The sequence below is a fragment of the Cronobacter sp. JZ38 genome (assembly GCF_008932145.1).
GTDB lineage: Bacteria > Pseudomonadota > Gammaproteobacteria > Enterobacterales > Enterobacteriaceae > Cronobacter > Cronobacter muytjensii.
In genome coordinates, this window is record NZ_CP017662.1 from 3,815,310 (window position 1) to 3,837,749 (window position 22,440).

The 22,440-nt window shown below is 57.6% G+C and carries 20 protein-coding genes; 8 read left to right on the forward strand and 12 right to left on the reverse strand.

The genetic code is table 11. The features are described 5' to 3' along the window. The first annotated feature begins 147 nt into the window (after window positions 1-147). From lptD to apaH, 6 genes are read left to right on the forward strand one after another with little or no spacing between them, the layout of a single operon-like run. Window positions 148-2,511 (forward strand): LPS assembly protein LptD, encoded by a 2,364-nt coding sequence (lptD, locus tag BJP61_RS17995; protein ID WP_171998908.1) that lies wholly within the window; start codon window positions 148-150, stop codon window positions 2,509-2,511. Between the two features lie 53 nt (window positions 2,512-2,564). Further along, complete coding sequence (gene surA, locus BJP61_RS18000; RefSeq protein WP_171998910.1) at window positions 2,565-3,851, forward strand: peptidylprolyl isomerase SurA; 1,287 nt, start codon at window positions 2,565-2,567, stop codon at window positions 3,849-3,851. Beyond that, entirely contained in the window at window positions 3,851-4,846 is a 996-nt protein-coding gene (pdxA, locus tag BJP61_RS18005) for a 4-hydroxythreonine-4-phosphate dehydrogenase PdxA (RefSeq protein ID WP_038864946.1), read from the forward strand. The genes surA and pdxA overlap by 1 nt, the downstream gene beginning before the upstream one ends. Then, window positions 4,843-5,664, forward strand: a complete 822-nt coding sequence (gene rsmA, locus BJP61_RS18010; protein WP_038864950.1) for a 16S rRNA (adenine(1518)-N(6)/adenine(1519)-N(6))-dimethyltransferase RsmA — start codon at window positions 4,843-4,845, stop codon at window positions 5,662-5,664. Before pdxA ends, rsmA begins: the two co-directional genes overlap by 4 nt. A 2-nt stretch (window positions 5,665-5,666) precedes the next feature. After that, window positions 5,667-6,044, forward strand: a complete 378-nt coding sequence (gene apaG, locus BJP61_RS18015) for a Co2+/Mg2+ efflux protein ApaG (RefSeq protein ID WP_038864952.1) — start codon at window positions 5,667-5,669, stop codon at window positions 6,042-6,044. A gap of 4 nt (window positions 6,045-6,048) precedes the next feature. Then, window positions 6,049-6,900 (forward strand): bis(5'-nucleosyl)-tetraphosphatase (symmetrical) ApaH, encoded by an 852-nt coding sequence (apaH, locus tag BJP61_RS18020; protein WP_038864953.1) that lies wholly within the window; start codon window positions 6,049-6,051, stop codon window positions 6,898-6,900. A gap of 184 nt (window positions 6,901-7,084) precedes the next feature. On the opposite strand, the gene folA is transcribed toward apaH, so the two are convergent. Beyond that, complete coding sequence (gene folA, locus BJP61_RS18025; protein ID WP_004386239.1) at window positions 7,085-7,564, reverse strand: type 3 dihydrofolate reductase; 480 nt, start codon at window positions 7,562-7,564, stop codon at window positions 7,085-7,087. Window positions 7,565-7,817: 253 nt separating this feature from the next. Between folA and BJP61_RS18030 the strand changes: the two genes are divergently transcribed. After that, window positions 7,818-8,432: a LysE family transporter gene (locus BJP61_RS18030; RefSeq protein WP_171998912.1), complete on the forward strand. Its 615-nt coding sequence runs from the start codon at window positions 7,818-7,820 to the stop codon at window positions 8,430-8,432. Window positions 8,433-8,481: 49 nt separating this feature from the next. On the opposite strand, the gene kefC is transcribed toward BJP61_RS18030, so the two are convergent. The 8 genes from kefC to BJP61_RS18070 form a co-directional block, all read right to left on the reverse strand. Beyond that, complete coding sequence (gene kefC, locus BJP61_RS18035; protein ID WP_171998914.1) at window positions 8,482-10,344, reverse strand: glutathione-regulated potassium-efflux system protein KefC; 1,863 nt, start codon at window positions 10,342-10,344, stop codon at window positions 8,482-8,484. Next, entirely contained in the window at window positions 10,337-10,867 is a 531-nt protein-coding gene (gene kefF / locus BJP61_RS18040) for a glutathione-regulated potassium-efflux system oxidoreductase KefF (RefSeq protein ID WP_038864960.1), read from the reverse strand. Before kefF ends, kefC begins: the two co-directional genes overlap by 8 nt. A gap of 181 nt (window positions 10,868-11,048) precedes the next feature. Next, the gene (locus BJP61_RS18045; RefSeq protein ID WP_038864962.1) at window positions 11,049-11,282 is read right to left on the reverse strand and encodes a YgdI/YgdR family lipoprotein; all 234 of its coding nucleotides are present in this window, start codon (window positions 11,280-11,282) and stop codon (window positions 11,049-11,051) included. A gap of 131 nt (window positions 11,283-11,413) precedes the next feature. Then, window positions 11,414-12,277, reverse strand: coding sequence for a hypothetical protein (locus tag BJP61_RS18050; protein WP_038864964.1), 864 nt, complete (start codon window positions 12,275-12,277; stop codon window positions 11,414-11,416). Window positions 12,278-12,436: 159 nt separating this feature from the next. Next, window positions 12,437-15,661: a carbamoyl-phosphate synthase large subunit gene (gene carB, locus BJP61_RS18055; RefSeq protein WP_171998917.1), complete on the reverse strand. Its 3,225-nt coding sequence runs from the start codon at window positions 15,659-15,661 to the stop codon at window positions 12,437-12,439. A gap of 18 nt (window positions 15,662-15,679) precedes the next feature. Then, window positions 15,680-16,828, reverse strand: a complete 1,149-nt coding sequence (gene carA, locus BJP61_RS18060; RefSeq protein WP_171998919.1) for a glutamine-hydrolyzing carbamoyl-phosphate synthase small subunit — start codon at window positions 16,826-16,828, stop codon at window positions 15,680-15,682. 465 nt (window positions 16,829-17,293) lie between these two features. Beyond that, on the reverse strand, window positions 17,294-18,115 hold the full coding sequence (gene dapB, locus BJP61_RS18065) for a 4-hydroxy-tetrahydrodipicolinate reductase (RefSeq protein ID WP_075193469.1): 822 nt from the start codon (window positions 18,113-18,115) through the stop codon (window positions 17,294-17,296). Window positions 18,116-18,304: 189 nt separating this feature from the next. Continuing rightward, window positions 18,305-18,937 (reverse strand): alanyl-tRNA editing protein, encoded by a 633-nt coding sequence (locus BJP61_RS18070; protein WP_161579991.1) that lies wholly within the window; start codon window positions 18,935-18,937, stop codon window positions 18,305-18,307. Between the two features lie 94 nt (window positions 18,938-19,031). Between BJP61_RS18070 and BJP61_RS18075 the strand changes: the two genes are divergently transcribed. Further along, window positions 19,032-19,937, forward strand: coding sequence for a LysR family transcriptional regulator (locus tag BJP61_RS18075; RefSeq protein ID WP_038864974.1), 906 nt, complete (start codon window positions 19,032-19,034; stop codon window positions 19,935-19,937). Between the two features lies 1 nt (window position 19,938). Here the strand turns inward: BJP61_RS18075 and rihC are convergent, their stop codons facing one another. The 3 genes from rihC to fkpB all read right to left on the reverse strand — a co-directional run bounded on the left by rihC (window position 19,939) and on the right by fkpB (window position 22,351). Further along, the gene (gene rihC / locus BJP61_RS18080; RefSeq protein WP_171998921.1) at window positions 19,939-20,856 is read right to left on the reverse strand and encodes a ribonucleoside hydrolase RihC; all 918 of its coding nucleotides are present in this window, start codon (window positions 20,854-20,856) and stop codon (window positions 19,939-19,941) included. A 93-nt stretch (window positions 20,857-20,949) separates the two neighbouring features. Further along, window positions 20,950-21,900: a 4-hydroxy-3-methylbut-2-enyl diphosphate reductase gene (gene ispH / locus BJP61_RS18085; protein WP_038864978.1), complete on the reverse strand. Its 951-nt coding sequence runs from the start codon at window positions 21,898-21,900 to the stop codon at window positions 20,950-20,952. Further along, entirely contained in the window at window positions 21,881-22,351 is a 471-nt protein-coding gene (fkpB, locus tag BJP61_RS18090) for an FKBP-type peptidyl-prolyl cis-trans isomerase (protein ID WP_004386255.1), read from the reverse strand. Before fkpB ends, ispH begins: the two co-directional genes overlap by 20 nt. Window positions 22,352-22,440 lie beyond the last annotated feature (89 nt).

The window sequence follows — 22,440 nt, forward strand, 5'->3', positions numbered from 1 at the left end:
CCTTTATCATACCTGCCATTCAAAGCGGTGCCTAACAGGCAGGCAGAAAAGCAGACAGGATAACACTGGCGCTGTAGTGATGAGTAAGTTAGTCTCTGACCGTTTGCCGACGCGAAGCCATTGATGATGGAACCACGAATAACTCGTATGAAAAAACGTATTCCCACCTTGCTGGCCACCATGATTGGCACAGCCCTTTACAGCCAACAAGGCATGGCTGCCGATCTTGCTTCTCAATGTAAGCTTGGCATTCCCACCTACAACCGTCCCCTGGTGCAGGGCGAGCCTAACCAGCTGCCGGTGACGATTAACGCCGATCACGCTAAAGGTAACTACCCGGACGACGCGGTGTTTACCGGTAATGTGGATATTCAGCAAGGTAATGGTCGCCTGCAGGCGGATGAAGTACAGCTTCATCAGAAACAGGCGGAAGGCCAGCCAGAGCCCGTGCGCACGGTCGATGCCCTGGGTAATGTGCACTATGATGACAATCAGGTCATCCTGAAAGGTCCTAAAGCGTGGGCAAATTTAAATACTAAAGATACCAACGTCTGGGACGGCGATTACCAGATGGTGGGCCGTCAGGGTCGCGGCACCGCGGATCTGATGAAACAGCGCGGCGAAAACCGCTACACCATTCTCGAAAACGGCTCCTTTACGTCGTGCCTGCCGGGCTCAGACACCTGGAGCGTCGTGGGCAGCGAAGTGATCCACGACCGCGAAGAACAGGTGGCGGAAATCTGGAACGCGCGCTTTAAGCTCGGCCCGGTGCCGGTGTTCTACAGCCCCTATCTCCAACTGCCGGTCGGCGACAAGCGTCGCTCAGGCTTTCTTATTCCGAACGCGAAATACAGCACCACTAACTATTTCGAGTTCTCATTGCCGTATTACTGGAATATCGCGCCGAACTTCGACGCCACCATTACGCCGCACTATATCCATAAGCGCGGCAACGTGCAGTGGCAGAACGAATTCCGCTACCTGACCCACGCGGGCGCAGGCCTGATGGAGTTCGACTATCTGCCGTCCGATGACGTCTATCAGGACGAAAATCCGGGGATGAGCGACAAGCACCGCTGGCTGTTCTACTGGCAGCATGGCGGCGTGATGGATCAGGTGTGGCGCTTTAACGTTAACTACACCAAGGTTAGCGACACCAGCTACTTTAATGATTTCGACTCCAAATACGGCTCAAGTACTGATGGCTATGCCAGGCAGTTTTTCAGCGTTGGCTATGCGGTTGAGAACTTCGACGCGACGCTCTCAACACTCCAGTTTCAGGTGTTCGACACTTCTCGCGGGGACTCTTATCGCGCTGAACCGCAGCTTGACATGAATTTCTATCAGAACGACGTCGGCCCGTTTGACACCCGTCTTTATGCCCAGGCGGTGCGCTTTACCAACGTGAACGAAAACCTGCCGGAAGCGACGCGTCTGCACCTTGAGCCGACCATCAATCTGCCGATGTATAACGACTGGGGCAGCCTGAATGCCGAAGCAAAACTGCTGGCGACCCACTACCAGCAGGAAAATCTGGATCGCTATCGCGAATATCGCGGCGGTAAAAATGAAGCGGCTAACAATCTGGAAGATTCGGTTAACCGTGTGCTGCCGCAGTTTAAGCTCGACGGCAAAATGGTCTTTGAGCGCGACGCGGGTCTTATCGGCAATGGCTTTACCCAGACGCTGGAGCCGCGTGCGCAGTACCTCTACGTGCCGTACCGCGATCAGAGCGCCATTAATAACTACGACTCCTCGCTGCTGCAGTCCGACTACTCCGGCCTGTTCCGCGACCGTACTTACGGCGGCCTTGACCGCATCGCCTCAGCCAATCAGGTAACGACCGGCGTCACGTCGCGTGTTTATGACGACGCGTCCGTTGAACGTTTTAACGTTTCTGTAGGTCAAATCTACTACTTCACCCAGTCCCGTACCGGCGATGACGATATTAACTGGGAGAAGAACAAAGATACCGGCTCAATGGTCTGGGCAGGCGATACTTACTGGCGTATCAGCGATCGCTGGGGCCTGCGCGGCGGCGTGCAGTATGACGCACGTCTCGCGAACGTCGCCACCGGTAACGGCGTGCTTGAATATCGTCGCGATGACGATCGCGTCGTACAGCTTAACTACCGTTACGCCAGCCCGGAGTATATCCAGGCCACGCTGCCTTCGTATTCAACGGCGGAGCAGTATAAAGACGGTATTAATCAGGTGGGCATGACGGCAAGCTGGCCGATTGTGGATCGCTGGTCGGTGGTGGGCGCGTATTACTACGACACCAATGCCAACGAGGCCGCCGATCAGATGCTCGGCGTGCAGTACAACTCCTGCTGTTATGCTATCCGCGTCGGTTATGAGCGTAAAATCAACGGCTGGGATATCGATAAGAGCAAATACGACGAAGTTATTGGCTTCAACATTGAGCTGCGCGGCCTGAGCTCCAACTACGGTCTCGGCACCCAGCAGATGCTGCGCTCGAACATTCTGCCGTATCAGCGCTCCATGTAATGCTCAGGTTTTGACACATTCTCCGCTTTGCGGTTAAACGAAATGGAAAAGGTATGAAGAACTGGAAAACGCTGCTTCTCGGTATCACCCTGGTGGTGAATACCAGCTTCGCTGCTCCGCAGGTTGTCGATAAAGTTGCAGCCGTCGTGAACAACGGCGTGGTACTGGAAAGTGACGTTGATGGCCTTATGCAGTCGGTAAAGCTTAATGCAAACCAGGCCGGCCAGCAGCTCCCGGACGACAGCACGCTGCGTCATCAGATCCTCGAACGTCTGATCATGGATCAGATTATATTGCAGATGGGTCAGAAAATGGGCGTGAAAGTCAGCGATGAGCAGCTCGATCAGGCTATCGCTAACATCGCCAAACAAAACAACATGACGCTCGATCAGATGCGTAGCCGTCTGGCCTATGACGGCCTGAACTACAACACCTATCGCGCGCAGATCCGCAAAGAGATGATTATCTCTGAGGTACGTAATAACGAGGCGCGTCGTCGCGTCACTATCCTGCCGCAGGAAGTGGAAACGCTGGCCGAACAGGTCGGCAACCAGAATGACGCCAGCACCGAGCTGAACCTGAGCCATATTCTGATCCCGCTGCCGGAAAATCCGACGGCCGATCAGGTGAGCGAAGCGGAAACCCAGGCGCGTTCCATTATCGATCAGGCGCGTAACGGCAGCGATTTTGGCAAGCTGGCGATGACCTATTCCGCTGACCAGCAGGCGCTGAAAGGCGGCCAGATGGGCTGGGGACGTATCCAGGAGTTGCCGTCCGTGTTCGCCCAGGCGCTGAGCACCGCGAAGAAAGGCGACGTGATTGGCCCGATCCGCTCCGGCGTCGGTTTCCATATCATTAAGGTCAACGATCTGCGCGGCCAGTCTCAGACCGTATCGGTGACGGAAGTCCACGCACGCCACATTCTGCTGAAGCCGTCGCCGATCATGACCGATCAGCAAGCGCGCCTGAAGCTTGAAGAGATCGCGGCAGACATTAAGAGCGGTAAAACCACCTTTGCGCAGGCCGCACGTGAGTTCTCGCAGGATCCGGGTTCGGCTAACCAGGGCGGCGATCTCGGCTGGGCGGCGGCGGATGTTTACGATCCGGCGTTCCGCGACGCGCTGATGAACCTCAGCAAAGGGCAGATGAGCACGCCGGTGCACTCCTCTTTCGGCTGGCATCTGATTGAACTGCTGGATACTCGTAAGAGCGACCGCACCGACGCGGCGCAGAAAGATCGCGCCTACCGGATGCTGTTTAACCGTAAATTCTCCGAAGAAGCGGCAACCTGGATGCAGGAACAACGCGCCAGCGCCTACGTGAAAATCCTGAGCAACTGATGGTAAAAACCCCACGAGTGGTCATTACGCCCGGCGAGCCCGCCGGGATTGGCCCCGACCTGGTCGTTGCGCTTGCCCAGCACGCCTGGCCTGCGCAACTGGTCGTCTGCGCCGACCCGACGCTGCTCACGGCGCGGGCGGCGCAGCTTGATTTACCGCTCACGCTGTTGCCCTACTCTTCCGACGCTCCCGCCCTCCCTCAAGCGGCGGGTACGCTCACTCTTCTGCCCGTCACCTTACAGGCGCCTGTCAAACCCGGTACGCTGGCCTCAGCTAACGGCATTTATGTTGTCGAAACGCTGGCGCGCGCCTGCGATGGTTGCCTTCGCGGCGAATTCGACGCGCTGGTGACCGGGCCGGTGCATAAAGGAATTATCAACGACGCGGGCATTCCGTTTACCGGGCATACCGAGTTTTTTGAAGCGCGCGCCGGCAGTGAAAAAGTAGTGATGATGCTTGCCACCGAAGCGCTGCGCGTGGCGCTGGTAACCACGCACCTGCCGCTGAAAGCCGTCGCTGACGCCATCACACCCGATCTTTTGCGACATATCCTTACGACGCTGCATCATGATTTGCAAAGCAAGTTCGGCATTGCGCAGCCGCATGTGCTGGTCTGCGGCCTGAACCCGCACGCGGGCGAAGGCGGACATATGGGCACCGAAGAGATCGACACGATTATCCCTGTGCTGGAGGAGATGCGCGCACGCGGAATGCATCTGACTGGTCCGCTACCGGCCGACACCCTTTTCCAGCCGAAATACCTCGAAAACGCCGATGCGGTACTGGCGATGTACCACGATCAGGGCCTGCCCGTGCTAAAATACCAGGGATTTGGCCGCGCAGTGAACATCACGCTCGGCCTGCCTTTTATCCGCACGTCGGTCGATCACGGCACCGCGCTGGAACTGGCAGGATCAGGAAACGCCAGCGTCGGCAGTTTTATCACGGCGCTTAATCTCGCCATCAGCATGGTTATGAACAGTAAGAATCAATGAATAATCGAGTCCATCAGGGCCATTTAGCCCGCAAACGCTTCGGGCAAAACTTCCTAAACGATCAGTTTGTGATCGACAGTATCGTATCGGCGATTAACCCGCAGAAAGGCCAGGCGATGGTTGAAATCGGCCCGGGCCTGGCGGCGTTAACCGAGCCGGTAGGCGAACGCCTCGACCAGCTTACCGTTATCGAGCTGGACCGCGATCTCGCCGCGCGTCTGCAAACTCACCCGTTTCTCGGCCCGAAGCTGACCATTTATCAGCAGGATGCCATGACCATGAACTTCGGCGAACTTGCTGAGAAAATGGGGCAACCGCTGCGCGTGTTCGGCAATCTGCCGTACAACATCTCCACGCCGCTGATGTTTCACCTGTTTAGCTATACTAGTGCGATTGCCGATATGCACTTCATGCTGCAAAAAGAAGTGGTCAACCGGCTGGTTGCCGGCCCGAACAGTAAGGCGTATGGTCGCTTAAGCGTGATGGCGCAATATTTCTGTCAGGTGATCCCGGTGCTTGAAGTGCCGCCGACCGCCTTTACGCCGCCGCCTAAAGTGGATTCCGCCGTGGTGCGTCTCGTGCCTCATACTACGCCGCCGCATCCGGTGAAAGAGCTGCGTCTGTTAAGCCGCCTCACTACCGAAGCGTTTAACCAGCGTCGTAAAACCATCCGCAACAGCCTCGGCAATGTGTTCAGCCCGGAAGTGCTGACGTCGCTTGGCATTGACCCGGCCATGCGCGCCGAGAATATTTCTGTTGCGCAGTATTGCCAGATGGCGAACTATTTAGCTGATAATCCGCCCTCGAAGGAGAGCTAAACATGGTTGATTCACCCCGCGTTTGCGTACAGGTACAGAGCGTTTATATCGAGGCCCAGTCTTCTCCGGAGGATGAGCGTTTCGTCTTTGCCTATACCGTCACCGTCCGCAACCTGGGGCGAACGCCTGTTCAGCTGCTGGGCCGCTACTGGCTTATCACCAATGGCAACGGTAAAGAGACCGAAGTCCAGGGGGAAGGCGTGGTCGGGGTTCAGCCTCATATTCAGCCCGGCGGCGAATACCAGTACACCAGCGGCGCGGTTATTGAAACGCCGTTCGGCACGATGCAGGGCCATTACGAGATGGTGGATGACCAGGGCAACGGCTTCCGCCTTGATATCCCGGTTTTCCGCCTCGCCGTCCCCACACTCATTCACTGATACGATGTCTACATATCTTATTGGCGACGTTCATGGTTGCTACGATGAACTGGTCGCGCTGTTACAGCAGGTTGAATTCACCCCTGGTAAAGATACGCTATGGCTGACCGGCGATCTGGTGGCACGCGGCCCCGGCTCGCTGGAAGTGCTGCGCTACGTGCGCTCGCTCGGCGATGCCGTGCGCCTGGTGCTCGGTAACCACGATCTGCATTTGTTAGCGGTTTTCGCGGGCATCAGCCGTAATAAGCCGAAGGACAGGGTCACGCCGCTGCTTGAAGCGCCGGACGCCGACGAGCTTATCAACTGGCTGCGTCGTCAGCCGCTGTTGCAGGTGGATGAAGAGAAAAAGCTGGTGATGGCCCACGCGGGCATCACGCCGCAGTGGGATCTCGCCACCGCCCAGGCCTGCGCCCGCGATGTCGAAGCGGTGCTTTCAAGCGACAGCTACCCGCTGTTCCTCGATGCCATGTATGGCGATATGCCGAACAACTGGTCGCCGGAGCTGACCGGCCTTGCCCGCCTGCGCTTTATCACGAACGCATTTACACGCATGCGTTATTGTTTTCCGAACGGCCAGCTGGATATGTACTGCAAGGAAAGCCCGGAAAGCGCGCCCGCGCCGCTGAAGCCCTGGTTCGCCATTCCCGGTCCGGTCGCCGAAGAATATGCGATTGTGTTCGGGCACTGGGCGTCGCTTGAGGGCAAAGGCACGCCGGAAAACATCTATGGGCTGGATACCGGCTGCTGCTGGGGCGGCACCCTCACCTGCCTGCGCTGGGAGGATAAAGCCGTGTTTACCCAGCACTCCAACCGTCAGACCGACAGCGACGACGATAAAGCCGCCGTCGCGTCGTGATGCCAGAATGGCGAGCGCGCTACGCTTAGCGGTCGCCCCCTCCTGAAGCTCACATTACGACCATGACGCCCCGGGCGGGAAGCGAAGCGCCAGCCGCCATTACCCTAATAAAACCAAAGCCATAAAAAAAGCGGATGCGCCCTGCGCCTCCGCTTTTTTTACATCACCGTCGCCGACGCGCGGATTAACGGCGCTCAAGGATCTCGAAACAGTAGCTGTGTGAGTTTTTCTCGTCGGCGTCATGAAACTCGCTGAACACCGACTGCCACTCGTCCGGCTCGTAATCCGGGAAATGGGTGTCGCCTTCCACTTCCGCATCGATATGGGTGAGATAAAGGCGCTGCGCACGCGGCAGGAACTGTTCATACACGCGGCCGCCGCCGATGACCATCACCTCTTCGGCATCGCCACAGGCCTGCAATGCCTCTTCAACAGAGCGCACCCACACTACGCGATCGTCATCGCCCGGACGGCTGCTGAGCACGATATTTTTACGCCCCGGCAGCGGACGACCGATCGACTCCCAGGTCAGACGTCCCATGATAACCGGTTTGTTAAGCGTGTTACGTTTAAACCAGGCGAGATCGGCAGGGAGGTCCCACGGCATGGCGTTTTCCATACCAATTACGCGATCCACCGCTAAGGCCGCAATCAGACTGATCATTGATAATTTCCCAGGTGTAAAAAATTGCCGCCACTATACGGAAAGCGCAATCTTTAGTCGACTGGCGACCCGAACCAGGCGGAGAATTTTTTTTGTTCTGCTGCGCCGGGCACGATGCACAGGTGCGCGCCCGCGCGTTATCTCATTGAAACCACAAGCGCTTCGCCTTTACACCCCCGTAAAGCCCGCTGACGCGGATGCCAAAACAGGCTGAATGCTTTATAGTGCGCGCTCGTTGATGTGAGGATTGACCATGCTGGAAACCACTCTTTTCGTTGCCACCATCGCGGCGCTGGGTATGCTCTCGCCGGGCCCCGACTTCTTTCTGGTTATCAAAAACGCCGCGCGGTATCCGCGTAGCGCGGCGATGATGACGGCGGCGGGCGTGATCGCAGGCGTCGTCACGCACATGACTTACTGCGTGGCGGGCATCGCGGTGTTGATCACCACGACGCCGTGGCTTTTCGGCGCGCTGAAATATGTCGGCGCGACATATCTGGTCTGGCTCGGCATCAATGCACTGCTGGCCCGCGGCACTACCAGCCTGGCGCTGGACGGCGTGGCGCAGGAATCCACCTCGCTCAAAAAGGCGTTTATCCAGGGCTATCTCTGCAACCTGCTGAACCCTAAAGCCACGCTGTTTTTCCTGGCGATGTTTACCCAGGTGCTGAACGTCAATTCCGGCATGATGGAAAAACTCTGGTACGCGGGCATTATCGTCGCGCTGACGCTGGTCTGGTGGCCGCTGCTGGTGTTGCTTATCCAGAGCGCGCCGGTGCGTCGCGGCCTGACCAAAGCACAGAAGATTATCGATAAACTGCTGGGCGGCATGCTGCTGGCGCTCGGCATCAAGGTGGCGCTGAGTTAACTCGCGCCCGCCATTGATATAAAAGAAAACGCCCCTGACGGGGCGTTTTTTATGGCTGCGGTTTCACGACGGGCTCATCGGCGTCGTTGCCGGTGTGCTTGCCTTCCTGCGTGCCCTGCCAGCCGTGGCGCTGAATCAGCGACAGATGCGCGCGGTCTTCGCTGATAATCTCCGTCAGCATTGCGCTGGTGCGCTTGAAGGTGGCGGCGCGCGCCGTGGTGTCGTTATCGCCATCGGCCATCTCGTCGACCATCTGCTGGTTGTAACAGCGGAACAGGTCGGCGCGCTCGCGCGCTTCGTAGCGCCCGATCCCCAGCTCTTCCAGCGCCATCCGCCCGACCCGCAACGCGCCTTCAAACGTTTCACGCTCCGGCTGCGCCACACCCGCCTGACGCAGGCGAATGTAATGATCGACATCGCGCGCGCGCGCAATGATCCGCACCTGCGGGAAGTGCGTCTGCACCAGTTCCGTCAGCTGTAAATTCGCCTGCGGATCGTCGATGGCGTTGATTAACACTTCGGCTTTCGCCACTCCGGCGGACTCCAGTAAATCGACGCGCGTGGCGTCGCCATAAAACACTTTCATGCCGAACTTGCGCAGGGTCTCAATGTGATCCGGGTCGTGATCAAGCACCACCATTTTCACGCCGCTGGAGAGCAGTAAACGGCCCGCAATCTGCCCGAAACGCCCGAAGCCCGCGATAATGACGCGCGGTTGTTCTTCGTCAATCTCGTCGGCTTCGCGCGCCTGTTGTTGTCCCGTTTTTTCAAGGCAGGTTAACAGCACGAGCAGCAGCGGCGTCGCGGCCATGGAGAGCGCCACCGCGAGCGTCAGCGCCTTCGCCCATTCCGCATCCAGCACCTCTGCGCTGCGCGCTGCGCCGAAAATCACAAACGCAAACTCGCTTCCCTGACCTAACAGCACCGCGAACCAGCGACGCTGGCGGCCCGGCACCTTCAGCGGCTTCGCCACCAGCCACAGCGTGACGGTCTTGATAATCAGGAAGCCGAACAGCAGCGTCAGCACGCGCAGCGGATGCGCGACCAGCGTACCGAAATCAATCGACATACCGACGCCGATAAAAAAGAGCCCCAACAGCAGCCCTTTAAAAGGCTCGATATCGCTCTCCAGCGCATGCCGGTATTCGGAGCTCGCCAGCAACACGCCCGCAAGAAACGCGCCCATCGCCATCGACAATCCGGCTTCTTCCAGCAGCAGGCCGAAGCCAAACACCAGAAACAGCGCCACGGCGCTGAACACTTCACGCAGCCCGGATCGCGCCACGAAACGCAACGCCGGACGCGCGACGAAACGGCCAAGCAATACCACCAGCGCCAGCGCGCCGACGACTTTCAACGCCGAGAGTAAAAACGCGCTGGCGGTCGTCGCCTCGCCGCTCGCGGCAAGCAACGGGATCATCGCGACCAGCGGGATCGCGGCGATATCCTGAAACAGCAGTACGGCAAACGCGCTGCGCCCCAGCTGCGAAGCCGTCAGGTTGCGCTCGTTCATCGCCTGCATGGCAATGGCCGTTGACGAGAGCGCGAGCGTCAGGCCAATCAGCAGCGCCACCTGCCAGCGTAACCCGAGCGCGACGCAAAAGCCGCCGAGCAACAAGCCGCACGCGCCCATCTGCAACGCCCCGCCGCCAAACACCGACGCGCGCAGTTTCCACAGCCGCTGCGGATCGAGCTCAAGGCCAATGACAAACAGCATTAACACCACGCCGATTTCGGCAAAGTGCAATATCGCCTGCGCGTCTGTCACCAGCCGCAATCCCCACGGGCCAATCAGCCCGCCCGCAATCAGGTAACCCAGCACCGAACCGAGCCCTAACCGCACCGCGACAGGCACAATCAACGCCGCCGATCCGAGATAGATCAGGGCCTGAATCAGAGTATAGCTATCCATGATGACGCTCCTGCCAGTCGGTTAATCGTTGTTGATACTCCCGCGCTTTGCCTTCCAGCGTTTCGTCGTCGCACACAAAGGTGCGGTGCATGACATAGGGCGTCAGCCAGTTGAGGCCGCAATAGAGCGCCGTCGCCTGTAGCGGCTGGGCGAGCACATCAAACCCCGGATGATCGCCAATATCAAAGTGATGCCTGTCGCCGCCCGTCGTGACCGCCCACAAGACGCTTTTGCCTTGCAGCGCCGTTGCGCCTTTGCCATAGGCCCAGCCGTGCGCGAGCACTTTATCTATCCAGAGTTTGAAAAGCGGCGGCACGCTGTACCACTGCATGGGGTGCTGCCAGACAATCAAATCAGCGCGCGCGAGCGCCTCCTGTTCGGCGGCGACATTAATGTTGAAATCGGGGTAGAGCTGATAAAGCGAGCGCACTTCGAGTTCGTCCAGCCCCTGCACATGTTCCAGCATCCGCCGGTTGGCGTGAGAGTGGTGCGGATAGGGGTGCGCATAAATAATTAAAATCATAACTTTGCCTGTGTCGCTGCCCATCATGGGAATGGAATGAGTGTAGCCAGTTAACAGGCGCGCTTACAGGGGCAATCCGCAGGGGTATTATTTCTTGCAGTGGGAAGGTGGGATCAACGCGTAATCAAAAAACGGATGCCTGAGCATCCGTTTTTAAGGTGTGGAATAACCAGCGTCGTGCTTAATTATCCAGCTCGCTCATGGATTTCACCTCGCCGCGATTAATCTGCTCGGTCTGGCCGGTCTGGGCATTTTTATAAGATACCAGGCCGGTATCGCTATCTACTTCCGGTTTACCATCAGTGACAATGGTCTTGCCGTCAGTGGTTTTAACAGCCTGATTGGATGAACAGCCCGCGACGGTAAACAGCGTGGCGGCAGCAAAAATGGATGTTATCAGTAGTTTCGATCGCATGGTGTTCTCCCTGCTTTTCGTTGGATTTGATTACACACCTTATTATTTTAGGTTAACTGACTGATAATTTTTGGAAATACAGAAGGTTCTGAGGCCGGGCGCCTGATATGCAGACGCCCGGCGGTCAGACGTTACGGCTTAAGCTCAAGAATAGAGCTCATCATGATGTGATTAAGATTGGTCATGATTTCATAATAGCGGGTCAGCTCTTCACCGCCTGCTGCTGGTTTACGCCATTTTTCGCGGTTCTGTTTTTCAAACTCTTTCAGCAGATCTTTTTGGTCACTTGCCGACTCAGCGTGAATAAACGCGGTATAAATTTTGGTGGCGTCATTCAGGTTTTGCTGTAATTCCGCAGAATTAAAATGCGCGGTAATGACAGGCGGCTGATAACGCGACTCCGTAATACGCATATTTTCCGTATATTCAACGGACGGAGAAAACTCATTGTTATAGAAATGCTTAAAGTCTTCGATGCGGAAAATCTTAGTCTTGTAATTATCGTTCGTCGTGGATGTCATCGACTCAGGGAAAGCCTCTGTCGGGTTCAGCTCCCACTCTTTCGCAAAATTATCAATAAAGAGTTCGCTACCCAGGTCCTCGAATGGGCCGGTGACGGTCTCCCCATCAATTGTCAGGGTGTGAACATCACCATTTTCACCGGCTGGCTGAACGCCTTCCGCCAGATACTTTTGCACGACGTAAATGTAACGGGTACGGGTCGGGTTGATAAGGCCGCTCTCGCCGGAGCGAGGCCAGGCGCCAAACACGCTGAATTTTACCTTTTCGCCATTTTCCAGCGTCAACGTATGTTGGCCCGCGTCCAGTTTAATATTGTGAGATTCCTTTGCCGGAACCGTTATTTTTTGGTCATCGACAGAAATCGCTAAGGGTTTCCCGGTCGGGTTATCAATCAAAAATTCTTTACTGTCACCGCCGCCAAAACAGGCGGTCAATGCCAGACAGGCACCCAAAAGCATGACTCTTTTTAACACGTGTTTCTCCTTAAACGTGAAACTGGGCTTCGATAAACGATAAGGGGTCAAGGGTAACGGATGGTCACACAGGAGTGAAAAACTAATTGGCTATTAAATTTAGGGGGTAAGCATAAAAAAAAGCCAGCTTACGCTGGCTTTTGGCTCATTCATAATTTCTTACTTCGCGATCTGCGCGTGCATCTCCTGCACCGAAATCACTTTTTCTTTAGCGTCGGCATTCAGCGCCATTGCGGTGGCGAAGCCGCCGTTCAGCGTGGTGTCGTAGTGCACTTTATACTGCAGCGCGCTGCGGCGAATCAGCTTGGAGTCTTCAATCGCCTGACGGCCTGCGGTGGTGTTGATGATATACGTGTATTCGCCATTCTTGATACGGTCCTGAATGTGCGGACGCCCTTCATGCACCTTGTTCACCAGACGCGGGTTAATGCCTGCTTCGCCCAGCACAATCGCGGTGCCGTGCGTCGCATCAAGCTCGAAGCCAAATTTCAACAGCTTGGCGGCGAGATCCACCACACGCTCTTTATCGCCTTCACGCACCGAGAGCAGCGCGCGGCCCTGTTTCTTCATGGTGGAGTTGCTGCCAAGCTGCGCTTTGGCGAATGCCTCTGCGAAGGTGCGGCCCACGCCCATCACCTCGCCTGTGGAGCGCATTTCCGGCCCCAGCAGCGGGTCAACGCCCGGGAACTTATTGAACGGCAGCACCACTTCTTTCACCGAATAATACGGTGGGATTATCTCTTTGGTGACGCCCTGCTCGCTCAGCGTTCTGCCTGCCATAACGCGCGCTGCCACTTTCGCCAGCGGCACGCCGGTAGCTTTGGAGACAAACGGCACGGTACGCGCGGCGCGCGGGTTTACTTCAATCAGGTAGACTTCGTTGTCTTTCACCGCGAACTGGACGTTCATCAGGCCGCGGACCTGGAGTTCAAAGGCCAGCTTCTGCACCTGCTGGCGCATCACGTCCTGAATCTCCTGGCTTAAGGTGTACGCTGGCAGCGAGCACGCGGAGTCGCCAGAGTGCACGCCCGCCTGTTCGATATGCTCCATGATGCCGCCAATCAGCACCATTTCGCCGTCGCAGATGGCGTCCACGTCCACTTCAACGGCGTCGTCCAGGAAGCGGTCCAGCAGCACTGGCGCGTCGTTGGAAACGCTCACCGCCGTCTGGAAGTAGCGACGCAGGTCGGCTTCGTCGTAGACGATTTCCATCGCGCGGCCGCCCAGCACGTAAGACGGGCGCACCACCAGCGGGTAGCCGATTTCTTTCGCTTTCTCGACCGCCTGTTCGATGGCCGTCACGGTGGCGTTCGCCGGCTGTTTCAGCTTCAGGCGATCCACCGCCTGCTGAAAGCGCTCGCGGTCTTCGGCGCGGTCGATAGCGTCCGGGCTGGTGCCGATAACCGGTACGCCTGCTGCTTCCAGCGCGCGCGCCAGCTTCAGCGGCGTCTGGCCGCCGTACTGCACAATAACGCCTTTCGGCTTCTCGATGCGTACGATTTCCAGCACATCTTCCAGCGTAACCGGCTCAAAGTAGAGGCGGTCGGAAGTATCGTAGTCGGTGGAGACGGTTTCCGGGTTGCAGTTGACCATGATGGTCTCGTAACCGTCTTCACGCAGCGCCAGCGCGGCATGTACGCAGCAGTAGTCGAACTCAATGCCCTGGCCGATACGGTTCGGCCCGCCGCCCAGCACCATGATTTTTTCACGATCCTGGTTCGGATTCGCCTCGCACTCTTCTTCATAAGTGGAGTACATGTAGGCGGTATCGGTGGCGAATTCCGCCGCGCAGGTATCCACACGCTTATAGACCGGATGCAGGTTGTACTGCTCGCGCAGCTTGCGGATTTCCGATTCACTGACGCCCGCGAGTTTCGCAAGACGCGCATCGGCGAAGCCTTTACGTTTGAGCATCCGCAGGAAATCGGCGTTCAGGCCATTAATGCCCTGCTCGGCGACCTGTTCTTCAAGGCGCACCAGCTCTTCAATCTGCACCAGGAACCAGCGGTCGATGTTGGTCAGGTTGAAAACGCCGTCAACGGACAGGCCCGCGCGGAAAGCGTCAGCGATGTACCAGATACGCTCGGCGCCCGCGTCTTTCAGCTCACGACGGATTTTGGTCAGCGCCTCCGGGTCATCCAGGCTCACTTTCGGGTCAAAACCGGTCGCGCCTACTTCCAGACCGCGCAGCGCTTTCTGCATCGACTCCTGCTGAGTGCGGCCAATCGCCATGACCTCACCGACCGACTTCATCTGGGTGGTCAGACGGTCGTTAGCGCCCGCAAATTTCTCAAAGTTAAAGCGCGGAATTTTGGTGACAACGTAGTCGATAGACGGCTCGAAGGAGGCCGGGGTACGGCCACCGGTGATGTCGTTCATCAGCTCGTCGAGGGTATAGCCCACCGCCAGTTTCGCCGCCACTTTGGCAATCGGGAAACCGGTCGCTTTTGAGGCCAGTGCTGAGGAGCGCGACACGCGGGGGTTCATTTCAATAACAATCAGACGACCATTTTTCGGGTTCACCGCAAACTGCACGTTAGAGCCGCCGGTTTCGACGCCGATTTCACGCAGTACCGCCATCGAGGCGTTACGCATGATCTGATATTCCTTGTCGGTCAGCGTCTGGGCCGGGGCCACGGTGATGGAGTCGCCGGTATGGATGCCCATGGCGTCGAAGTTTTCGATAGAGCAGACGATGATGCAGTTGTCATTTTTATCACGCACCACTTCCATCTCGTACTCTTTCCAGCCGATCAGCGATTCGTCAATCAGCAGCTCTTTGGTCGGGGAAAGGTCGAGGCCGCGGGCGCAAATTTCTTCGAATTCCTCGCGGTTATACGCGATGCCGCCGCCGGTCCCGCCCATCGTAAAGGACGGACGAATGATGCACGGATAACCGACATCCGCCGCGACAGCCAGCGCTTCGTCCATATTATGGGCAATGCCGGAGCGCGCGGTTTCAAGGCCGATTTTCTTCATCGCCACGTCGAAGCGGCGGCGGTCTTCGGCTTTATCAATCGCGTCGGCAGTGGCGCCAATCATGGTGACGCCAAACTCTTCCAGTACGCCCTGACGCTCCAGGTCCAGCGCGCAGTTCAGCGCCGTCTGGCCGCCCATGGTCGGCAGCACCGCGTCCGGACGCTCTTTTTCGATGATTTTACGCACCACTTCCCAGTGGATCGGCTCAATATAAGTCGCATCCGCCATCTCCGGGTCGGTCATGATGGTCGCGGGGTTGGAGTTCACCAGAATGACGCGGTAGCCCTCTTCACGCAGCGCTTTACACGCCTGGGCGCCGGAGTAGTCGAATTCGCACGCCTGGCCGATAACAATCGGACCGGCGCCAAGAATCAGGATGCTTTTAATGTCTGTACGTTTTGGCATTTTCTCTCTGTCTCCTGATTACTTAGCGTCTTGACGATACTGCTTAATTAAATCAATGAAATGGTCAAACAGCGGCGCGGCATCATGCGGCCCCGGGCTTGCCTCCGGGTGCCCCTGGAAGCTGAACGCCGGTTTATCGGTGCGGTGAATGCCCTGCAACGTATTATCGAACAGGGATTTGTGAGTCACGCGCAGCGTGGCGGGCATTGAGGCTTCGTCAACCGCAAAGCCGTGGTTCTGGGCGGTGATCATCACGCAGTTGTTGTCGAGATCTTTTACCGGGTGGTTGCCGCCGTGGTGGCCGAACTTCATCTTCACGGTTTTCGCGCCGCTCGCCAGCGCCAGCAACTGATGGCCAAGGCAGATGCCGAAGACCGGCACGTCGGTGTCGAGGAATTTTTTAATGGCGTCGATGGCGTAATCGCATGGCGCCGGGTCGCCGGGACCATTTGAGAGGAAGATGCCGTCCGGGTTCATTTTCAGCACGTCCTCCGCCGGGGTCTGCGCCGGAACGACCGTCAGGCGGCAGCCGCGGTCCACCAGCATACGCAGAATGTTGCGCTTCACGCCGTAGTCGTAAGCCACCACATGGTAAGGCAGTTCTTCCGCTTTCTTCGCTTCCGGCAGCTCGCCTTTAAGCGCCCAGCTGCCCTGGGTCCAGCTCCAGGCTTCTTTAGTGGTCACTTCTTTCGCCAGATCCATGCCGTTGAGGCCCGGGAAGGCTTTCGCTTTTTCAAGCGCCAGCGCGGCATCGACATTATCCCCTGCGATGATGCAGCCGTTCTGGGCGCCTTTCTCACGCAGCAGACGCGTCAGCTTACGGGTATCGATATCGGCAATCGCCACGATGTTATGGCGCTTCAGGTAAGAAGAGAGATCCTCGGTGTTGCGGTAGTTGCTGGCAATCAGCGGCAAATCGCGGATCACGAGGCCCTGAGCATGTACCTGGGAGGACTCAGCGTCGGCGTCGTTAGTACCGACATTACCAATATGGGGATAAGTAAGAGTGACAATCTGGCGGGAGTAGGAAGGATCAGTGAGGATTTCTTGATAACCGGTCATAGAAGTATTGAAAACGACTTCCCCTACTGCCGTACCTGTTGCCCCGATGGCCCGACCGTAGAATTGGGTTCCGTCTTCCAGAACCAACAGCGCTGACTTAATCAAAACGTCCTCCAGGGAATAAACAGTCAATTTATTTGCATATTAATTCAACCGGTGTGGCTAAATCAATGCAAAAACGCCTGAACAGCGAATTTTTGGCAAACGGCGGCATTCTAGAGATAACCCAGGGGGAAGTCTACCTGAAAACGCACTTTTTATTGTTATTTTGGAAGCTTTAATGAAAACAGCGAGAATGATAGGCAAAAAACACAGAAAACGAAGCGCGGAAAACGGTTGCTGGACAAGAAAAATAAAGCGGAAGCATAACACAGCTTTCAAAGTGGACCAAACGGTCAAAATTCACAACCTGATAACGAAAAAACCCTCATAAACTTTTTTTTAAGAGTGCTTTAACCTTAAAATCGTTAAGAACGCCAAAAAAAGCAAAATAAAAAAGGGCAATAATTTATTGCCCTTCCAATCAAAAAGTTACGATTGCAATAACCACATCACGATGGGTAATAATAATTACAAATCATTGAGATTAAGCACATCACGCATATCATAAAGGCCATTTTTACGGGATTTTACCCACAACGCCGATCTCACCGCGCCGTTTGCAAATGTCATACGGCTGGACGCTTTATGGGTAATTTCGATGCGCTCGCCGATATCAGCAAACATGGCGGTGTGCTCACCCACGATATCGCCCGCGCGTACCGTGGCGAACCCAATGGTGCCGGGCTCTCGCTCGCCAGTGTGGCCTTCGCGAGCGTATACCGCGCAGCTTTTCAGATCTTTATTCAGCGCGCCGGCAATCGCCTCGCCCATTGCCAGCGCCGTGCCCGAAGGCGCGTCGACTTTATGACGGTGATGCGCTTCAATAATTTCGATATCGGTGTAATCGCCCATCACCTGCGCTGCTTTTTCAAGCAGTTTAAGCATGACATTAACGCCCACGCTGAAGTTGGCGGCGAAAACCACCGGGATAGCCGTCGCGGCATCACGAATCGCGGCTTTACCGGCGTCGTCAAAGCCGGTGGTGCCGATGACCATGCCTTTACCCTGCGCGCGGCAGAACGCCAGATGGGCGAGCGTGCCCTCCGGGCGCGTGAAATCGATAAACACATCGAAGTCATCTTTTACTGCCTCAAGGCGGCTCTGAATAATAACGCCGGTCGCGCCAGCGCCTGCCAGCTCACCGGCATCCGCGCCCAGCAGCGTCGAGCCGTCGCGCTCAAGCGCCGCGCCCAGCGCCACGCCTTCCATTGAAATTGCCGCCTGGATTAATTGCCGTCCCATACGGCCACCCGCCCCCGCGATCGCGACGCGGACCTGTGCATCATGCATATTTATACTCTTCAGATTGCTTAGAAATCGCTCTCAGGTTAACCAGCCTGACCGCAGGCCGCCAGCGGAAAACCGGGATAATTAGAAAATTATGACAAAACGGCGGGGATATCAGTAAAAGCTGTAGTAACCACTATGTTATTAAGGGTATGCCGTAGAGACGGCAGGCGTTTGCGCCTGCCGCGAGGGTTAATCCGCAAGCTGGTACGCCACCAGCAGTTGCCCCTTTTTCACTTTAATACTGGTGAGCGTGACCTCGCCCACCTGCGACAGCGAGGCGACATGCGTGCCGCCGCAGCCATAGACCGGCAGCTCGCCGAAACGCACCTGACGCCGCCCGTCGACGAAATCCACCTTGCGCGGCAGATTGGCCGCAACCCATTCCGTAATAACCGCCGTAAACGCCGCGCTCCCGGGCGCGTCGGTGGCCGTATCCGGGGCAAAGGTGATTTTGCCTTCGCCGGGCCAGTGGTGCGCCTTGACCGGACGCCAGCCAAGCCGCTCGCCCGCGTACCCAATCAGATGCCCGGCGGAGTGCCAACGGGTATGGCGTGTGCGCAGCGGTTCGTCCACCACAAGCGTGGCGGGGCCGTTCGCCAGCGGCTGCGCCAGCAGATGAATGACCGTGTCGCCGCGGTTCTCTACGCGCAGCACCGGCGCGCCGTTGATCGTGCCGCTATCGGCGGGCTGCCCGCCGCCCTGCGGGTGAAACAGCGTCCTGTCCAGCTCCACTTCATAGTCGCCCTGCGCGTTTTGCTCGCAGCGCAGCACCGTCGCCTCGCCCGTTAAGGCGTCACTCAGGTAGTAGTCTCGTTGTGTCATCGTTGTCCTCCCGGTTCATCACACAGTATATTTATTATTGCCGCTGCGATAATCCTGCGCGGCGACAACGAACCTTTGCATCAGGCGCACAAATATGAATTTAGCTCTACTGCCCGATATCGCCGTTTTCGTCCAGGTGGTGGAGAGCGGCAGCTTCTCCGCCGCCGCGCGAAAGCTTGGCAGCACGCCCTCTTCCGTCAGCCGCAGCGTTTCACGTCTTGAGCGTGAGCTGGGCTGCAAGCTGCTGGTGCGCACCACCCGCAAGCTGCGCCTGAGCGAGGCAGGCTGCGGCGTGTTTCAGCGCGCCGCCAGCATGATGGACAACGCCCGCGATGTCATGGCGCTCGGCGGCACCGCCTCGCAGGCACCGCAGGGAAGAGTCACGCTCGGCGTGCCGAAAGCCGTAGGCCGTTTCGTGATCCACCCGCTGATGGAAGAATTTCTGGCGCGCTATCAGGAAGTTGATATCTGCCTGCGTCTCGAAGACCGCTATATGGATTTGATTGATGATGAAGTGGATCTGGCGCTGCGTATCACCGACTCGCCCTCTCCCGGCTTGTATGGCAAGCCGCTGATGCCGATAGAGCACCTGCTGTGCGCTACCCCGGCGTATCTGGCGCGCCACGGCACGCCGGAGCATCCGCAGGAATTACGTCAGCACAGCTGCATCAGCCTTGGCGAGACGGCGGCGGACGCTCGCTGGAAATTTCGCCGCGACGGAAAAAGCGTGGTGGTCCAGACGCGCGGGCGCTACGCGGCCAACCATACCGGCGTGCGGCTCGACGCGGTGAAGCGCCATCTCGGTATCGGCAGCCTGCCGCGCTTTACCGCAAGCGACGCACTGGCGGCAGGCGAGATTGTACAGGTGCTGCCGGCATGGGAGTTTATCAGCAGCTATTCAGGCAGACTCTGGCTACTGTGGTCGGCGGGACGTCATATGCCCGCCAAAATCCGGGTGCTCATTGACTATCTGACGGAAAAACTGTCTGCGAGGCCGTGAGCTAAGGCGCCAGCGCCAGTGTCTGCGCCACCCATTCGCGAAACGCGGCGACGTCGATTCCGAGCGCCACCTGCGCATTAGCGGGCCGGTTTAACCGGCCTTCGATATCCACAACCGTGGTGCCCGCCGTGTAGTCGCCGCGGGTTTCCACCGCAACGAAACAGCGCTTAAGCGTGAAAAACTCAGGCTTAACCACCCAGGCGATAGCGCAGAGATCGTGCATGCGCAGCCCGGTTGTCATGCTGCCTGCGCGGTAGTGACTAAAGAGCGCGTGGAGCAGTCGGCCCGTCCGGTTCAGCGCGGGCAGCGCGGCGAGATAGTCGGGCGTCAGCACCGCCTGATGCGTGACGTCGAGCCCGCACATCACAATTTCAATGCCGCTCTCAAACACCCGCGCGGCCGCTTCAGGATCGATGGCGATATTAAACTCGGCGTTCGGCGTGAAGTTGCCGCGCCCCGCGGAGCCGCCCATCATCACCAGCCGTTTGATTTTCGCGGTACACGCCGGGTAGTGCGTCAGCAACAGCGCAATATTGGTCAGCGGCCCGATGGTGACAATGGTCAGCGGCTCGGGGCTTGCCATCAGGCTTTCATTCATTGCCTGAAACGCGGGCACATTGAGGGTCTGCAGGTCGTGCGCCGGAAAATCGTAACCATCCATGCCTGATTCGCCGTGAATTGAGGCGGCATCGCGCAGCGGGCGCACCAGCGGCGTGGCCGCGCCCTGCGCGACCGGCACATCAGCCTGCCAGAAATGCAGCAGTTGCAGCGCGTTGCGGGTGGTTTTCTCCACGCTGACGTTACCCGCCACGGTGGTGATGAGTTGTAAATCGATTGCGGGCGAGAACAGCGCGGCGGCAATGGCCACGGCATCGTCAATACCCGGATCGGTATCGAGAATAATCGGCGTTTTTTTCACACAATGTCCTGTCATCACTGGCCTGCTTGCGGATAAAAAAATGCCGGACGATGTTCACCGTCCGGCATGCTGTTATCGGTACGCGCGCGGGAGTTACTGCACTTCGCGGGCGTCGATGCGCAGTTCCTTCGGCACTTCGAACACGATGTTCTCTTCGCGACCGGTCAGCTCATGGGCGTCGCTGCCGCCGAGCGCTTTCAGGCGCGCGATAACGTTCTGCACCAGGATATCCGGCGCCGATGCACCTGCGGTAACGCCCACGCAGGCGGCGTTTTTCACCCAGGCTTCCTGAATATCATTCGCGTCGTCGATAAGGTAGGCGGTTTTGCCCATACGCTGGGCGAGCTCTGCCAGGCGGTTAGAGTTAGAGGAGTTTTTCGAACCCACCACTAATACCACGTCCGCCTGCTCCGCCAGCGCCCGCACCGCTTCCTGACGGTTAGTGGTGGCGTAGCAGATGTCATCTTTGCGCGGACCAACGATTTTCGGGAAGCGGCGGCGCAGCGCGTCGATAACGTCCGAGGTGTCGTCTACCGACAGCGTGGTCTGGGTCATAAAGGAGAGATTGTCCTCATCCTTAACGGTAATTTTCCAGACGTCGTCCGGCGATTCCACCAGATACATGCCCCCTTCCGGGTTGCTGTACTGGCCCATCGTGCCTTCTACTTCCGGATGACCGGCGTGGCCGATAAGAATCGCTTCTTCGCCACGGCGGCTTGAGCGCGCGACTTCCATATGCACTTTGGTCACCAGCGGGCAGGTGGCGTCAAATACCGTTAAGTCACGGCTTTTCGCTTCGTTGCGTACCGCCTGGGAAACGCCATGCGCGGAGAAAATCAAAATTGCGCCATCCGGCACTTCGCTTATCTGCTCGATAAAAATTGCGCCGCGTTCGCGCAGGCTGTCTACCACGTAGCGGTTATGCACCACTTCGTGGCGAACGTAGATAGGCGCGCCGTAAATCGCCAGCGCGTTTTCCACAATGCTGATAGCGCGGTCCACGCCTGCGCAGAAGCCGCGCGGGTTAGCCAACAGGATCTGCATCAGAACTCTCCAGCGCCGGATCGATTTCCAGCACGTCTATATCAAAATGAAGGGTATGCCCGGCGAGCGGATGGTTGAAATCCACCGTGATGGAGTCGCCGTTGATTTCACGGATAACCCCCGGCATTTCGCTGCCGTCCATTGCGGTAAAAAGCATAATAGCACCGATGTCCGGCTCCCCCGCGTCGATAAATTCGCGGCGGGAGAAGTACTGGATGAGATCGGGGCTCGGCGTTCCGAAGGCGTCTTCCGGCAGCAGCGTAAACGCTTTTTTATCGCCCGCATGCAGGCCAAGCAGTTCGCGCTCCAGCCCCTGCGACAGCGAACCGTCGCCCAGGCGAAAGAGCGCCGGTTTGCCGCTGTTGCGGCTCGACTCTGCCGTGGAACCGTCTTCAAGCTTCAGCGTAAAGTGCACCAGCACCGCGCTGTTGCTCTGTATGGATGTAGACATGCAGGTTGCTCACTTTTTGGGTCATCTGTTTGCCCGGCGGCGCTGCGCTTACCGGGCCTGCGAGAGGCCGCAAATGCTTCAGGCCGGGT

Bases quoted from the DNA above. Each gene is read 5' to 3' on its own strand.
- surA (WP_171998910.1), top strand. From the start codon at position 2,565: ATGAAGAACTGGAAAACGCTGCTTCTCGGTATCACCCTGGTGGTGAAT.
- lptD (WP_171998908.1), top strand. From the start codon at position 148: ATGAAAAAACGTATTCCCACCTTGCTGGCCACCATGATTGGCACAGCC.
- kefF (WP_038864960.1), bottom strand. From the start codon at position 10,867: ATGATTTTAATTATTTATGCGCACCCCTATCCGCACCACTCTCACGCC.
- fkpB (WP_004386255.1), bottom strand. From the start codon at position 22,351: ATGTCTACATCCATACAGAGCAACAGCGCGGTGCTGGTGCACTTTACG.
- carB (WP_171998917.1), bottom strand. From the start codon at position 15,661: ATGCCAAAACGTACAGACATTAAAAGCATCCTGATTCTTGGCGCCGGT.
- BJP61_RS18070 (WP_161579991.1), bottom strand. From the start codon at position 18,937: ATGACACAACGAGACTACTACCTGAGTGACGCCTTAACGGGCGAGGCG.
- BJP61_RS18045 (WP_038864962.1), bottom strand. From the start codon at position 11,282: ATGCGATCGAAACTACTGATAACATCCATTTTTGCTGCCGCCACGCTG.
- rsmA (WP_038864950.1), top strand. From the start codon at position 4,843: ATGAATAATCGAGTCCATCAGGGCCATTTAGCCCGCAAACGCTTCGGG.
- ispH (WP_038864978.1), bottom strand. From the start codon at position 21,900: ATGCAGATCCTGTTGGCTAACCCGCGCGGCTTCTGCGCAGGCGTGGAC.
- folA (WP_004386239.1), bottom strand. From the start codon at position 7,564: ATGATCAGTCTGATTGCGGCCTTAGCGGTGGATCGCGTAATTGGTATG.
- BJP61_RS18030 (WP_171998912.1), top strand. From the start codon at position 7,818: ATGCTGGAAACCACTCTTTTCGTTGCCACCATCGCGGCGCTGGGTATG.
- apaH (WP_038864953.1), top strand. From the start codon at position 6,049: ATGTCTACATATCTTATTGGCGACGTTCATGGTTGCTACGATGAACTG.
- pdxA (WP_038864946.1), top strand. From the start codon at position 3,851: ATGGTAAAAACCCCACGAGTGGTCATTACGCCCGGCGAGCCCGCCGGG.
- dapB (WP_075193469.1), bottom strand. From the start codon at position 18,115: ATGCATGATGCACAGGTCCGCGTCGCGATCGCGGGGGCGGGTGGCCGT.
- BJP61_RS18075 (WP_038864974.1), top strand. From the start codon at position 19,032: ATGAATTTAGCTCTACTGCCCGATATCGCCGTTTTCGTCCAGGTGGTG.
- kefC (WP_171998914.1), bottom strand. From the start codon at position 10,344: ATGGATAGCTATACTCTGATTCAGGCCCTGATCTATCTCGGATCGGCG.
- apaG (WP_038864952.1), top strand. From the start codon at position 5,667: ATGGTTGATTCACCCCGCGTTTGCGTACAGGTACAGAGCGTTTATATC.